The organism is Leptolyngbya sp. AN10 (assembly GCF_050565645.1).
Lineage (GTDB): Bacteria > Cyanobacteriota > Cyanobacteriia > Leptolyngbyales > Leptolyngbyaceae > Leptolyngbya.
This window is the reverse complement of sequence record NZ_JBNXVP010000056.1, coordinates 1-13,752: the sequence shown is the minus strand read 5'-3', so window position 1 is coordinate 13,752 and position 13,752 is coordinate 1. Positions and strand designations below refer to the sequence as shown.

The following is a 13,752-nucleotide window of genomic DNA, read 5'->3' as shown; positions in this document are numbered from 1 at the left end:
GAATGCCTGAAAGAATCTTTTGCACTGTTGTTACAAAAAACTACTTGGCGTATGCTCGAACACTGGCTGAAACCTTGCACGAGCATCACCCGGAAAGTAAACTCTATGTGTTAATTGTTGATCGTATTGATAATTATTTTCAACCTGCATCGGAACCCTTTGAGGTAATCCGGCTCGAAGAATTGCCAGATCAGCATACGATCGAGCAAATGTGCTTCTATTACACCCCGCTAGAGCTATGTTGTGCACTGCGAGGACTATTACACGAGTATATTATTAAGCAGACAGCGGCTGAAAGTTGGATTTTTCTAGACTGTGACATTATGGTTGGTCATTCCCTAGAAATGCTGTTTGAAACATTATCTGAAACTTCAATCTTATTAACACCGCACTGTAGTGTTCCGCTAGATGTAAAGAATGTGGAGCACGAATTAAGTATCTTAACGCACGGACTGAGTAATGCTGGATTTCTTGGATTGAGGCGAACAGAGCAAACGCGAGAATTCTTGAATTGGTGGAAGGATCGATTAACGAATTATAGTTTTTTGGATTCTGCGATCGGTGATCCAAGAGGATTAAGTCTCGATCAACGCTGGCTGAATCTCGTTCTGCTTTATTTCCCAGATTTTAAGTTTGTAAAACATCCGGGTGCAAATATTGGGCACTGGAATTTTTATGAGCGACAATTTGAACGCAACCCAGAAGGCGAAATCATTGTAAATCAGAATCCAGTTCTGTTCTTACACTTTAGTGGCTGGGATATTCATAACCCTGAGTATGTGTCGAAACATAGTCCGCTTTATCGAGAAAAAGATGCGTCACCCTGGACAGAATTGGCAGGACTTTATCGCGAGAAATTATTGAAGAATGGATATGAGGAAACAAGACAATTTCCTTATACATTTGCGACGTTTAGCGATCGTACTCCTATTACTCAAGCGATGCGACGTGGCTACTATGATGAATTGAAACAAGGAACTGCGCTCTCAGGTTCACCCTTTGAACAGCCTGAATATTTTCAATCTAAAAGATACTCGCTCAACGCAACTCAGTTTCTTCAAGAAGAAGTTCAGACTGCTTACCAACATTTGGTTCAACTCCAGCAGGACTATCATCAGTTGTCTCTTGCTTTCGAGCAAACACAATCAATGCTAGAACAAACGCAATCAACGCTAGAACAAACACAATCAACGCTAGAACAAACACAATCAACACTATCAGAAACTCAGCAGAACGCTGTATCTGAACAATCGAGATTAAAACAGACGATCGCAGAGATGGAAAATAGCACTTTTTGGAAAATGAGAAACAGATGGTGGAAGATAAAGCAGCGATTTGGACAAGCTGAAGTGATGTCGCAGAAAAAGGAGTGAATCGACGATGAATGACGCTGAACAAACGAGAGTCAATATTGATTCGATCATTGATAAAATTCGCCAAGAAGCTGCCAAAAGACAAACGATCGCCAAGCATCAACCGCCATCAAATATCGATGCTGCAAATCGAATTCGCTCGAATAATATTGAGGCACTCCTGAATGCCGCACACACAAAATCTCAGATTAGAACTGAACTACCTGTTAAGCTACAACGCTTTCCTTGGAGTGCAGGCGGTGGATTCGGAAAAGCAGCATTGAAGATTTATAGTTTCTTGTTTAAAGAGCAGAGAGCCGTCAATTTTTCGCTAAATCAAGCGATTCGAGAAACTCTATTACTGAATCAAAGTCTGGTTAAAAAAATGTCGGAACTCCAGGCAGAAATTCAGAATCTGCAACTACGAATTGAAGAATTAGAGAACAAAGAATGAGAATTGCGATCGCGACCGTTCAAGTGCCCTTTATTCGAGGCGGAGCGGAAATTCACGCAGAAGGACTTTTTCGAGCGATTCAAGCGGCAGGGCATTCTGTCGATCTGGTGTCGATGCCGTTTCGATTTGCCCCGGTCTCAGAAATTCAGCGGAGTATGAAAGTTTGGGCTTCGGAGAATTTTGAACACCTCAATGGCTATCACTGCGATCGTGTAATTTGTTTGAAATTTCCCACATTTTATTTGCAGCATCCTTATAAAGTTGCCTGGGTTCTCCATCAGCATCGCGAAGTTTATGATTTGTGGGGCACCGAATTTACTACTGAGCTAACTCAAAGTGCAGCAGGCAAACAGTTAAAGCATGAGATTACCGAGCAAGACAACAAGGCGTTCAGCACGTTCCAGAGCATTTATGCGAATGCGAAAACGGTGTCTGCTCGACTGCAAAAATTCAATCAAATTGCCTCTACGCCTCTGTATCATCCTCCCCAAGATGCTGAACGGTTCTACACCGCGCCTGCTGAACCCTACATGTTCTTCTTAAGTCGATTAGAAACGCTCAAGCGCCAGGATTTACTCATTCAAGCAATGCGATTCGTGCGCTCGCCAATGGTTGCTCTCATCGGTGGTGAAGGCGGTCAACATGCTTATTTGCAAGGATTGATTGAACAATTCGGACTCCAGCAAAAAGTTCGATTAATCGGCAGGCTCACCGATGCGGAAAAGCTGAGTTTTTATGCCCACTGTTCGGGTGTTTTTTTTGCACCTTATAACGAGGACTACGGCTACGTAACGCTCGAAGCGATGCTGGCTCGAAAACCTGTAATCACTTGCACCGACTCTGGCGAACCTATTGAGTTTGTTGTGAATGGACAGACGGGCTGGGTAGTTGAACCAGAACCGGAAGCGATCGCGGAAAAAATCGATCAGTTATACGAGCAGCAAGCGATCGCGAAAGAAATGGGAGTGGCGGGATACGATCGCTATCATGCGCTTGATATTTCTTGGAATAATGTGGTGCAAAAGTTGCTACATTAATCGCTGATGAACTTCCCCATCCTCTGTGAGAAATAGAATGGCATTCCACGATATTCAATGCGTTCGCTGTAATCACGGTCATCTCAACATTGAATCTCAGATCATTCGATGTGAGCACTGCGGTACGTCTTATCAGATTTTGCATGGGGTTCCAATTCTATTCCCTGATGCGATCGTTCAATCGATTCATGAAAAGCCGTCTGAATCATTTGCAGCTTCACTAATCGATGCGATGTCGCTTCCAACAAATTCTGAAACCACAGCCCAAATTCAGAAGATTTTCTCTGAAACTTATCGATTTGGTGACTTCTTGTTAGACGCAGAAAATCAGTTTTTGCAGCGCTTAAAAGCTTGTGGGATCAGCATCGCAGAATCAGAAAAATATGACATTCAATCTTTCACGTTTGCGCCGTATACTCAGACGAGCTTAAAACAGAAAGTCTTGAAGAAAATAAAAAGACTATTTACGGCTGCCGAATCAGAATCCACAGCAGAAACTCAAGCAGAAGAAGCACCTCTTCGCTATCGATGGGTCTTGGATTATTTACCCCGGACGATGCAAGCAGGAATCGAATTTACGGGGAATGTCCGAATTGAAAACATCGGAACTGTTGTCATTAGTTCTCAAGAGATCGATCCGGTTTTATCCAGCTATCATTGGCGCACGGAAACAGGTGAAATGAGCGTTTTCGATGGATGCCGGACCCCATTTCCGATTGATCTCTCAGCGGGTCAACAACTCACTCTCCCACTCAAGATTCAAACTCCTGATGAACCTGGAAAGTATATTCTAGAACTGACACTACTGCAAGAAGGAAAAGCTTGGCTAGATGGAGACGCAAAGCAAATTCCGATTCAAGTGATTGCAGAACCTTTACCGGATCACACTGCGAATTGGAAGAAGACGGATCAAGCTTTAAGTTATACCGAAGATCATGATCGATCGCTAGAACTGCTAAAAGATCGATTAGCAAAAACTGGAAAATCTCGACTCAAATTATTAGAAATTGGTGGCAATGTTCACCCAATCATTTTTCATTTTGAAGGTGACATCTACAATCTTGATGTCGATATCTATGGATTGCAAATTGGAGCAATGCTAAATCAGCATTGGCAGAGAGAAGTTCAATTTATCTGTGCGGATGCTCACGCCTTGCCGTTTGCCGATAAAACGTTCGATGCCATCGTTCTAGTGAGTGCTCTGCATCATTTTCCAGATCTCGTGGGTTTTCTCCGATCGCTCTCTCGCAAACTCCAGCCCAATGGATTTATCGCCGCCTTGAGCGAACCTGTCGGGCACTACTATGGTGCGAATATTGCACCTGAGTTGCTGCGGGATTTGTTGAGCGGTGTGAACGAGCAGACCTTTACGCTGCCCGAATATGCTGATATTTTTCGTCGTGCGGGATTGACTGCTGATGTTGTGGTCGATGCAGGATCATTAAAAGCGTTTTTGACTCCACAGCAATAGATGTGAACAATCAGGCTGTAATGGATACAATGCACGTGGCATTTGATCGGGTAATGTGTGCAAAAGGTATTAGGATGATGAAACTTGTGTGTGGAGAGAGTCCATGATTTCTCTGAAAGGTTTGCTGAACTCGTTGCGGTCGGGTCATCAAAAACAGTCCGAAGACAGTGCAATAGACAGTGCAACTCCTTATATCTATCGCCCTGACGTTCCGCACATCGACTTTGCCACAGGAGTTAAACATTTCAAATCTAGTGGTCGAGCAGTTGTTGAACACGGAGTCGAAAACACGCGCCCGAAAGTTGTCGCAAATGTGATCGAATTAGGTAAACAAATCGGAATTGAATTCAGCGAATTCTCGATCAATGTTCCTCTCTACAACCAGTATTTCAATCAGGCAGAATATGCGAAACGTTATGCAGAGTACTATCGCGGAAATCAGCCTGAAAAAACCTTAGAGCATTTTATTTGTTATTCACTGTTAGAGATGAATTCGGACGATATTTTCGTCGATTTAGCCAGCGAACATTCTCCAGTTCCAGAGATTTTTGGACGCTTATCTGGGGCGACAACTTACAGCCAAGATATTATGTATCCGGCTGGAATCGAAGGAAATCGAATCGGTGGTGATGCCTGTGCAATGCCTGTTTCTGACGGGTTTATGACAAAAGCAGCACTCACTTGTTCCTTAGAGCACTTTGAACAAGATGGGGATACTCGCCTGTTTCAAGAATTAGCAAGAGTTCTAAAACGGGGTGGGAAAATTTGCGTCGTTCCATTTTATGTCTTCGATCGAGAAGCGGTTCAAACTGATCCAACAGTGAGCGTTCCTGCTAATGTTTCCTTCGATCCAGATGCGACCATTTATTGCGCTCCGGGTTGGGGAAATCGACACGGACGGTTCTACAGTCCTCAATCATTCATGCAGCGAATTATTCGCCCGGTTCAAAATCAATTCAAATTTGAATTCTTCTACTTAAAAAATGCAGCCGAAGTTGATCCTTCGGTTTATGCTCGGTTTGCTTTCACAGCAACTCGTCTTTAGATCTGTTGTTTCCAGTTTGTGAAGGTCATGCAAATTGCGATCGTTGCACCGAGTCCTGTTCCTTTTTGTATTGGTGGAGCAGAGAAACTTTGGTGGGGGTTACAAGAGGAAATTAATCAAAATACGCCTCACCAAGCTGAGTTAATCAAGCTGCCAAGTCCTGAGCGAAATTTCGCAGATTTGATTGGAAGTTATTGGCAGTTCTCCAGGTTGGATCTGAGCCATTTTGACTTGGTTATTTCTGGTAAATATCCGAGTTGGATGGTCGATCATCCGAATCATATTTGCTATATGTTGCATCGGTTACGGGGACTCTACGATACTTATCACTTCACCGGTTTTCCAGAGCAATTCAACTCAAATCAAACGGAAATTCAGCGACTCCAAAAGCAGTTTAAGCGGAGCAAACGAAGTGATTTAGTTGAAGTTTTTGCTCAACTTGAGAAACTACGATCGCAGCAGAACCTGCCCACGGAAGTTACACAATTTCCAGGCGCTTTCTCGCGAGAAATCATTCATTACTTTGATGGAATTGGGTTAGATCCTAAAGCGATTAGAAAATACGCTGCAATTTCTCATAATGTAGCGAATCGACAAGACTATTTTCCGAAAGGAAGCTCGATCGATGTCATCTATCCGCCCTCAAGTTTGAGACGATTCGAGCAGGGAGAAAGCGAATATTTTTTCACCATTAGTCGCTTAGATAGTGCGAAAAGAGTTCGATTACTGGTTGAAGCAATGCGATTTGTACAATCAAATGTACAGCTAAAAATTGCCGGAATTGGACCCGATAAATCGTTATTAAAAGAATTAGCAGGAGACGACGATCGGATTGAATTTCTCGGATTCGTGAACGATGAAGATGTGATTCAACTGTATGCAAATGCGATCGCAGTTCCGTATCTCCCTTATGACGAAGATTATGGCTTAGTTGTGATTGAAGCGATGATGAGTGGAAAACCTGTTTTAACCACGATCGATGCAGGTGGACCGAATGAATTTGTGATTAATGGCGAGACTGGATATTCTGTTTCACCCGAACCCGCTGCATTAGCCGAACGGCTGGATTATTTTTATCAGCATCGCGCAGAAACGAAGCAAATGGGACTTGCAGGACGGAAACTGGTTGAAACAATTACTTGGGAAAGTACCGTCGCCCGATTGTTAAGTGAACCGCCAACAAAACCGATGGTAAATGGAACTCAGAAACGTCAAAAAATTACGATCGCAGTAACATTCTCAGTTTTTCCTCCGCGTGGGGGTGGACAAAGCCGAGTCTTTCACTTGTACAAACATTTAGCCAACTACTTCGATATCGAATTCGTTTCAATTACTGGCTTTGATCAAGTTCCGTTTGAGGGCGAAATTGCTGAGAATGTTCGCGAAATTCGGATTCCAAAATCGACAAAACATCAGCAACAAGAACAGGAAATTGAGAAAGAGGTGCGAGTTCCAATTACAGATGTTGTCATGCCAGATTTAGTTTGGCTGACTCCTGAATATATTGAAGCTTTGAAAACCTCGATCGAATCTTCAGATATTGTGATTGCTTGCCATCCTTATTTGTATCCAGCAATTCGATCGATCACAAATAAACCGCTTTGGTACGAGGCGCAAGATGTCGAAATTGATTTGAAATCTAAGATTCTGCCTGACAATTCCACCAGCCGAAAAATCTTGGATTCAATTAGGAAAGTCGAAATTGAGTGCTGTGATGCGAGTCGATTAATTATGACTTGTTCACGGAATGATGCTGATTTGTTGAACAAAATTTATGGCATTGATCTAAAGAAAACGATCGAAGTCCCAAATGGAGTCGATACAGAAGCGATTCGATTTATTTCTCAAGAAAAACGCCGATCGACGAAATCTAAACTCGGTTTAGAGAACAGTTTTACGGCTTTCTTTTTAGGAAGTTGGCACGAACCAAATCTTAAAGCCGTTGAATCGATCTTGAAAATGGCAGATGCGCTTCCTGATGTCAATTTTCTTATCGTTGGCAGCGTTGGATGGGCATTTCAGGACAAAAAACATCCAACTAATATCGGATTTATGGGCGAAGTTGATGAGGAAACGAAATCGATCGTATTAGAAATTGCGGATGTAGCGCTGAATCCTGTGACATTTGGATCAGGAACAAACTTAAAGATGCTAGAGTATTTCGCGGCAGGCATCCCGGTCATTTCGACTCCTGCGGGAATTCGAGGACTAGGTGTGGAACACGGCAAGCATTGTATCGTCGCAGAGGTGGAGCAATTTGGAGACGCGATCGGGAAATTACGATCAGAGACTTCAGAGGCAAAACTGGCGCGAATCGAAGCTGCGAAAGATCTCGTTCAACAGACTTATGATTGGCGAGTGATTGCGGAGCGATTTATGAGTGCAGTGACGGCTTTCGAGTAAATTTCATCCGACGAATTGATTGTGAAAAAAGCGCTGATTACTGGACTGACTGGACAAGACGGATCGTACCTAGCGGAATTCTTGCTAGAACAGGGCTACTATGTCTATGGATTGGTGCGGCGATCGAGTTCGGGAAATGTCGATCGGGTACGTCATTTATCCGGTACGGTCGAGATTCTGTCTGGTGATTTGCTCGATCAATGTTCGCTAATGGATGCGATTTCGTATGCTCAAGCGGATGAAATTTATAATCTGGCTTCTCAAAGTTATGTGCCGCTGTCGTGGACGCAACCTGCTTTAACAGCGGAATACACTGCGTTGGGTGTTTCGCGATTGTTGGAATCAATTCGTCGCTGTAAGTCGGATGCGCGATTTTATCAAGCCTCAAGTAGTGAGGTGTTTGGGCAACCCGATGAATCGCCGCAAACAGAGCGAACGGCTTTTCGACCTCGAAATCCTTATGGAGTGGCGAAAGCGTATGCTCACTGGATGACGATTAACTACCGTCAGCAGTATGGATTGTATAGCTGTTGCGGTGTGACTTATACGCACGAATCTCCGCGTCGTGGAACTGAGTTTGTGTTCCGCAAAATTACTCGCGGTGCAGCGATGATCAAGATGGGACTTGCGAAAGAATTGAAGCTTGGAAATTTGGATGCCAAGCGCGATTGGTGTTATGCCAAGGATGCAGTTCGAGCAATGTGGATGATGTTGCAGCAAGAACAGCCAGACGATTACATTATTGCAAGTGGTGAAACACATTCGGTTCGTGAATTAGTCCAAGCTGCGTTTGATTGTGTGGGCTTGAATTGGGAGAACTATGTTTCAGTTGATCCGAGCTTTTATCGACCAGATGAAGAAGTGCAATTAGTCGGATCGATCGATAAAATTCGCAAACAATTGAACTGGGAGCCAGAGTATTCTTTCAAACAATTAGTCGAATTAATGGTCGATCATGATTTGAAGGAACTAAACCAGTCATGAAAATTGCGATCGATGTAACTCCTTGGATGCCAAAACCAAGCGGAATCGGGCTTTACGTCTCGAATCTAATTCAAGGATTAACCAAGTTACAGTCGCATGAATCGTTTGATTTAGAGCTAATTTATCAGCCCGGATTAAAGAATTGGCTCAAAAGAAACTTATCCTTTCCAGATTATTTACAACCGTATTCTAATCTGCATTTATTTCCATTTCCAGTAAGAGTTTCAAATCTATTTTTAGAAGCTCCATCTCTATTTTCTCGACAGTTCGATCGCTTTTCTCAAAATTCAGATATTGTGCATGGAACAAACTACACGGTTTTTCCTGTGCGCGGAAGTCGTAAAGTAATGACTATTTACGATATTAGTTTCATTAGATATCCTGAATATTCAAATTCAACCGTTAAAGCATATACAAATCGATTAAAGAAATGCCTTGAATGGACAGATTTAGTGTTAACTATTTCACACAGTTCTAAACAAGATATTGTCGAATATTTGGGAGTTGATCCGAGTCGAATCTGCGTGACGCATTTGGCAAGTCGATATCAAGTCCGTGAAATATCAGAATCTTCAAAGCCTTATATCTTGTTCGTCAGCACGATCGAGCCTCGAAAAAATCTCAAATCGCTAATATCCGCATTTGAATATCTGAAACGAAACTATCAAATCGAACATGACTTGATTCTAATTGGGCAAAAAGGCTGGCTGTATGAGCCAATTTTTGAGCAAATTGCTCGATCGACATTCCAATCCTCAATTCGTCATCTCAGCTATCTACCAGATGATCAAGTGGCTCAGTTTTACCAAGAAGCCGATGTCTTTGTTTATCCCTCGCACTATGAAGGCTTTGGAATGCCTGTACTAGAGGCTATGACTTTGGGTGCGCCTGTTGTTACGAGTAATAGTTCATCGCTGCCAGAAGTTGCGGGAGATGCGGCGATTTTAGTAGACCCAAATAATGTTGAACAATTAGCGGAATCGATTTTGAAAGTAATTCGCGATCGACAATTTCGCTCCTCTCTTGTCCAAAAAGGCAGAGAACAGGCTAAATTGTTCTCTTGGGAAAAGACCGCAAAAAAAACCTTGAACGCTTATCGATCGATTCTGTGATTTTAGTCAATCTTGCCTTTCTAGCCTCAAAACCAACCGGGCATACCGTCTATGCAAAGAATCTTTTGCCTGGGCTGAATTCGTTAAATCCCGTTTTGCTAACTGGGCAAGACTTGAAAGAATATTGCTGTTATAAAATCTCAGATCAACTCACTCCCGATCAAGGCACAAAGGGACACTTTGATCGATTGAAGTGGACGCAATTTAGCCTGCCTAAAATCTACAAAGAACTTCAAAGCAATCTCGTTTTCTCACCAATTCCTGAAGCGCCAATTTTTACTAAATGTCGATATGTCGTCACCCTGCATGATTTTATTCCGCTTAGATTTCCGCGATTTACCTCACCTTTAACTCAGTATTACAAGCACTATATTCCTCATGTTCTAAATCAAGCCGAACATATTTTGAGTGATTCCGAATCAACCGCAAATGATGCGATCGCATTCTACAAAATCCCATCTAATAAAATCACAGTCGTTCCGCTCGCCTACGACGATCAGCATTTCAAATTTCTCGACCTGCCAACCTCGAATTATTTCCTTTACGTTGGACGGCATGATGCTTATAAAAATATTGGTCGATCGCTGACTGCTTTTTCCCAACTTCCAAACGATTACGAATTCTGGATTGCAGGCTCCCCAGATCCGCGATTTACACCAGATTTAAAAACTCAGGCTGAAGAGTTGGGAATTGTCGATCGAATTAAATTTCTCAGCTATGTTTCTTATGCCGAATTGCCCGAATTAATCAATCGAGCGATCGCGCTTATTTTCCCTAGTTTATGGGAAGGTTTTGGTTTACCCGTTCTCGAAGCAATGGCGTGTGGAACTCCGGTCATTACCTCGAATCTTTCATCGATTCCTGAAGTTTCAGGCGATGCGACTTTACTAATTGATCCTTATGATGAAGCTGCGATCGCGAATGCAATGAAAGCGATTATTACTGATAGCCAACTGCGCCAACAACTGAGACAAAAAGGACTCGATCGGGCTTCACAATTCAGTTGGCAAAAAACCGCATCTCAAACCGCTGAAATTCTCAAACAATACTCGTAATTATTTTCTTGCCATTAGCATTACAACGCCGCAAATAATAAAGCCTACTCCAAACAATCGAATCATTGGAATTTCTTCATTGAAAATGAATTTTCCCATCATTACCGAAAAGACATATTGCAGTGCGACCGCTGGAGCCAGCACACTCAACGGAACACGAGTCAGCAAGAGAATATAGAGCACTGCTCCCGCCGCATAACAAGTCAATCCGATTACCAATTCTGGTGTTGTTGCAATCCCGATGATATGACTAACAACATTGTTTGCCGTCAATTGTCCTAATTTCAGTGCACCTGATTTAAGAAAGAATTGACCGCCCACACCTGCAATGATAGACACCAGAAACAACGCAAATTCTGGAATAGTCACAAGAAATCCTTTTGTTTTCTATTTGCTCTAGTTAAGTTTACAGCCTGCCTGAAGGTTCACCAGGAATTTCAATCCAGGCTACATTTATCTTGAAAGCGTGAGAAAATTCCCGATGGACTCTTCAACCCCAGTCAGACCTACTTACACCGACGAACAGATCGCAGTTTGGTTACGCGGTTTACTCACTCTAGCCTGGGCAGACGATGATTTCGATGAGACTGAGCAGAGCTTGATTGCGTCTCTGACCGAACACGAACTCACTCAGGCGGAAATGGAGCATTTATTTCAATCCGTTGCAATGGATGAATTGCGATCGGCTTTCGCAGACAGTCCCGCCTGTGCTGAAAATTTCCTCCGAACTGCGGTGATGGTCGCTCTAGCTGACGGCATTTACACTGCAACCGAAGACGCAATCCTAGAACAGTTTTGCGAAACGTTAGATACGGGCACTGAGATTCTAGAAAATTTGCGATTGACATTATGCGATCGACATCCCGAAACTCAAGAGCTACAACCCCATCCCGAACTGCATTTAGACCTGCTAAAGCCTGTACGATCGTGGCTCGATCACACCGAAGTTCACGATCCAAAAGTGGCTCGATTCTTGTGCAAAATGATTCCGCCTCAATGCCCTTTTGAGCGCGATATCAAGCTATTCGGGCATAAGGTTGTTCACATTCCACCGCTTTGTAAATTGAATCCACTCTATGATCAACTGGTCGGAATTCGCTTCCGGGCATTGTCTTATTTGGCGGATGAATGCGGCGAAGATGTGACCCCTTACATTTGAGGATAGATCAGGATTTTGTAAGTATCAGGTGTGGGCGAAACGGCACGATCGACGGCTTCAGCGAGATTTGAAAGAGGAAAGCGATCGCTAATCAACGCATCGACATCAATCCGCCGCTGAAACACAATCTCCGCCGCTAATGCCTGCACCCGATACGACGAACTATAGCTTCCCATCAAATCAATTTCCCGCCGATACAACACATTCGGATTAATCGGAATCTCAACTTCATCAGGAAACTCTGCAAAGAATAGAATCTTGCCGCCTTTCCGAGTGCAATCCAATGCCTGAAAAAATGCCTTATCGCTCGGAACTGCCAACAAACTGACATCGACTCCCATTCCTTGAGTGATTGTTTGAATTTTGCTCGATAGTTCAGGATCACGCGCATCAAGAGCGGCATCGGCTCCAATCCTCAAGGCTTTCTCAATTCGAGACGGAATTAAATCAGTCGCGATCGCTCTCGCCCCAAAGTATTTCACCAACATCACGAACATCAGCCCGATCGGTCCCGCCCCAGTCACCAAAACGGTTTGCCCTGGCTGAATCTGCGCTTTCTTCACCGCTTTCAAGCAGCAGTTCGTCGGCTCCACAAAACTCGCCTGCTCAAACGTCACATTATCCGGAATTTGCATCAATCCACCATTCCGCACAATGTGACCCGGCACTTTCACATATTCTGCAAACCCGCCCCCGCTCGGCACAAATCCCGCTGTCGTTGTGATGTTCTTGTACACGTCGCACATTGAGAAATTCTCATTCAAACAATAAGCGCAGTGCATACAGGGAATGTGATGCAGAACGATAATGCGATCGCCAATTTTCCAATTTTTAACTTCTGATCCGACTGCCGCGATCGAGCCTGCGGTTTCATGCCCAAATATCCGAGGCGGCTCTAATAAAGGATACTTAATCTTTTTAATGTCCGACTGACACAAGCCCACGACTTGAACCTGTACCAGCACTTCATCGGCTGCAATTTCGGGTTTTGGAACATCTTCGTACTGGAGTTGATTCACTCCACGAAAGACTTGCGCTTTCATAAATAGATTGATGTGATTTGTCGATCGAGACTCTATCACTAACCGTCTCTCTTCCTCAGTTAAACTGAAAAAACTTTTATTCTGGTTGCCGCCGATGTCAGCCCAAATTCAACAACAGGTTCTCGATGGTTTGCAACAGCTTTCTTCTGAGGATCAGCAAACTGTCTTAAATCTTGTGATCAGCCTCCAGAACAAGCACCCTCAATCTTCTGAAACTCCTCAATCGTTTCTTGATGTTGCAGGAGAGTATGTGGGTCGAGGAGAAGGGGCAAGCGATTTATCAACCAACCCCGAATATATGGAAGGATACGGAGAAAATGCGTCAACAGGTCATTCTTGACACGGGAGCGATCGTTGCCCTAATCAATCGTCAAGACCAGCAGCATCAATGGGTTGTCCGTGAACTCGCAACCATCCAACCGCCTCTAATCATTTGTGAAGCCGTTATTTCAGAAGCATTTTTTCTACTGAGGCGCGTCAGAAATGGAATTGAGACTCTCAAAGATCTACTAACCCAAGTTGCTAGTTAGAAGCGGTCAGGGAGCAAAGCCAATAAAATCTCTTCAAGATGTTGACCCTCGAAGAGAAGAAAAATGCTTGACGAAATTATAGCGATTTATGCAATTACCGACGACTT

General features: G+C 43.5%; 14 protein-coding genes. 12 read left to right on the top strand and 2 right to left on the bottom strand.

Translation table 11 applies throughout. The annotated features are described in order from the left end of the window. Positions 1 to 2: 2 nt before the first annotated feature. The 9 genes from ACQ4M5_RS37740 (at position 3) to ACQ4M5_RS37700 (ending at position 10,913) form a co-directional block, all read left to right on the top strand. Entirely contained in the window at positions 3 to 1,373 is a 1,371-nt protein-coding gene (locus tag ACQ4M5_RS37740; RefSeq protein WP_430680938.1) for a hypothetical protein, read from the top strand. Positions 1,374 to 1,380: 7 nt separating this feature from the next. Beyond that, entirely contained in the window at positions 1,381 to 1,806 is a 426-nt protein-coding gene (locus ACQ4M5_RS37735) for a hypothetical protein (protein WP_430680937.1), read from the top strand. Next, complete coding sequence (locus ACQ4M5_RS37730; protein ID WP_430680936.1) at positions 1,803 to 2,843, top strand: glycosyltransferase family 4 protein; 1,041 nt, start codon at positions 1,803 to 1,805, stop codon at positions 2,841 to 2,843. Before ACQ4M5_RS37735 ends, ACQ4M5_RS37730 begins: the two co-directional genes overlap by 4 nt. A gap of 37 nt (positions 2,844 to 2,880) precedes the next feature. Continuing rightward, on the top strand, positions 2,881 to 4,314 hold the full coding sequence (locus ACQ4M5_RS37725; RefSeq protein ID WP_430680935.1) for a methyltransferase domain-containing protein: 1,434 nt from the start codon (positions 2,881 to 2,883) through the stop codon (positions 4,312 to 4,314). 103 nt (positions 4,315 to 4,417) lie between these two features. Beyond that, positions 4,418 to 5,359, top strand: a complete 942-nt coding sequence (locus ACQ4M5_RS37720; protein WP_430680934.1) for a class I SAM-dependent methyltransferase — start codon at positions 4,418 to 4,420, stop codon at positions 5,357 to 5,359. A 27-nt stretch (positions 5,360 to 5,386) separates the two neighbouring features. Next, positions 5,387 to 7,762 carry a glycosyltransferase family 4 protein gene (locus ACQ4M5_RS37715; protein WP_430680933.1) on the top strand — a complete coding sequence of 792 codons (2,376 nt, stop codon included), beginning with the start codon at positions 5,387 to 5,389 and terminating at the stop codon, positions 7,760 to 7,762. 21 nt (positions 7,763 to 7,783) lie between these two features. Beyond that, positions 7,784 to 8,746, top strand: a complete 963-nt coding sequence (locus ACQ4M5_RS37710) for a GDP-mannose 4,6-dehydratase (RefSeq protein WP_430680932.1) — start codon at positions 7,784 to 7,786, stop codon at positions 8,744 to 8,746. Further along, entirely contained in the window at positions 8,743 to 9,858 is a 1,116-nt protein-coding gene (locus ACQ4M5_RS37705; protein WP_430680931.1) for a glycosyltransferase family 4 protein, read from the top strand. The genes ACQ4M5_RS37710 and ACQ4M5_RS37705 overlap by 4 nt, the downstream gene beginning before the upstream one ends. Next, complete coding sequence (locus tag ACQ4M5_RS37700) at positions 9,855 to 10,913, top strand: glycosyltransferase family 4 protein (RefSeq protein ID WP_430680930.1); 1,059 nt, start codon at positions 9,855 to 9,857, stop codon at positions 10,911 to 10,913. The genes ACQ4M5_RS37705 and ACQ4M5_RS37700 overlap by 4 nt, the downstream gene beginning before the upstream one ends. Here ACQ4M5_RS37700 and ACQ4M5_RS37695 read toward each other — a convergent pair whose 3' ends face one another. Then, positions 10,914 to 11,282, bottom strand: a complete 369-nt coding sequence (locus ACQ4M5_RS37695; protein ID WP_430680929.1) for an EamA family transporter — start codon at positions 11,280 to 11,282, stop codon at positions 10,914 to 10,916. A 112-nt stretch (positions 11,283 to 11,394) separates the two neighbouring features. On the opposite strand from ACQ4M5_RS37695, the gene ACQ4M5_RS37690 reads away from it, so the two are divergent. After that, positions 11,395 to 12,072, top strand: a complete 678-nt coding sequence (locus ACQ4M5_RS37690) for a Mo-dependent nitrogenase C-terminal domain-containing protein (protein WP_430680928.1) — start codon at positions 11,395 to 11,397, stop codon at positions 12,070 to 12,072. Here the strand turns inward: ACQ4M5_RS37690 and ACQ4M5_RS37685 are convergent. Then, a complete protein-coding gene (locus ACQ4M5_RS37685; protein WP_430680927.1) occupies positions 12,063 to 13,115 on the bottom strand; it encodes a zinc-dependent dehydrogenase in 1,053 nt (350 codons plus the stop codon). The genes ACQ4M5_RS37690 and ACQ4M5_RS37685 overlap by 10 nt on opposite strands. Before the next feature lie 94 nt (positions 13,116 to 13,209). Here ACQ4M5_RS37685 and ACQ4M5_RS37680 point away from each other — a divergent pair, with 94 nt between their 5' ends. Together ACQ4M5_RS37680 and ACQ4M5_RS37675 are read left to right on the top strand one after the other, a co-directional pair. Next, positions 13,210 to 13,455 (top strand): hypothetical protein, encoded by a 246-nt coding sequence (locus tag ACQ4M5_RS37680; protein WP_430680926.1) that lies wholly within the window; start codon positions 13,210 to 13,212, stop codon positions 13,453 to 13,455. After that, positions 13,433 to 13,645, top strand: coding sequence for a PIN domain-containing protein (locus ACQ4M5_RS37675; protein WP_430680925.1), 213 nt, complete (start codon positions 13,433 to 13,435; stop codon positions 13,643 to 13,645). The genes ACQ4M5_RS37680 and ACQ4M5_RS37675 overlap by 23 nt, the downstream gene beginning before the upstream one ends. The last annotated feature ends 107 nt before the right edge of the window (positions 13,646 to 13,752 follow it).

Bases quoted from the DNA above. Each gene is read 5' to 3' on its own strand.
- ACQ4M5_RS37740 (WP_430680938.1), top strand. From the start codon at position 3: ATGCCTGAAAGAATCTTTTGCACTGTTGTTACAAAAAACTACTTGGCG.
- ACQ4M5_RS37735 (WP_430680937.1), top strand. From the start codon at position 1,381: ATGAATGACGCTGAACAAACGAGAGTCAATATTGATTCGATCATTGAT.
- ACQ4M5_RS37730 (WP_430680936.1), top strand. From the start codon at position 1,803: ATGAGAATTGCGATCGCGACCGTTCAAGTGCCCTTTATTCGAGGCGGA.
- ACQ4M5_RS37725 (WP_430680935.1), top strand. From the start codon at position 2,881: ATGGCATTCCACGATATTCAATGCGTTCGCTGTAATCACGGTCATCTC.
- ACQ4M5_RS37720 (WP_430680934.1), top strand. From the start codon at position 4,418: ATGATTTCTCTGAAAGGTTTGCTGAACTCGTTGCGGTCGGGTCATCAA.
- ACQ4M5_RS37715 (WP_430680933.1), top strand. From the start codon at position 5,387: ATGCAAATTGCGATCGTTGCACCGAGTCCTGTTCCTTTTTGTATTGGT.
- ACQ4M5_RS37705 (WP_430680931.1), top strand. From the start codon at position 8,743: ATGAAAATTGCGATCGATGTAACTCCTTGGATGCCAAAACCAAGCGGA.
- ACQ4M5_RS37690 (WP_430680928.1), top strand. From the start codon at position 11,395: ATGGACTCTTCAACCCCAGTCAGACCTACTTACACCGACGAACAGATC.
- ACQ4M5_RS37685 (WP_430680927.1), bottom strand. From the start codon at position 13,115: ATGAAAGCGCAAGTCTTTCGTGGAGTGAATCAACTCCAGTACGAAGAT.
- ACQ4M5_RS37680 (WP_430680926.1), top strand. From the start codon at position 13,210: ATGTCAGCCCAAATTCAACAACAGGTTCTCGATGGTTTGCAACAGCTT.
- ACQ4M5_RS37675 (WP_430680925.1), top strand. From the start codon at position 13,433: ATGCGTCAACAGGTCATTCTTGACACGGGAGCGATCGTTGCCCTAATC.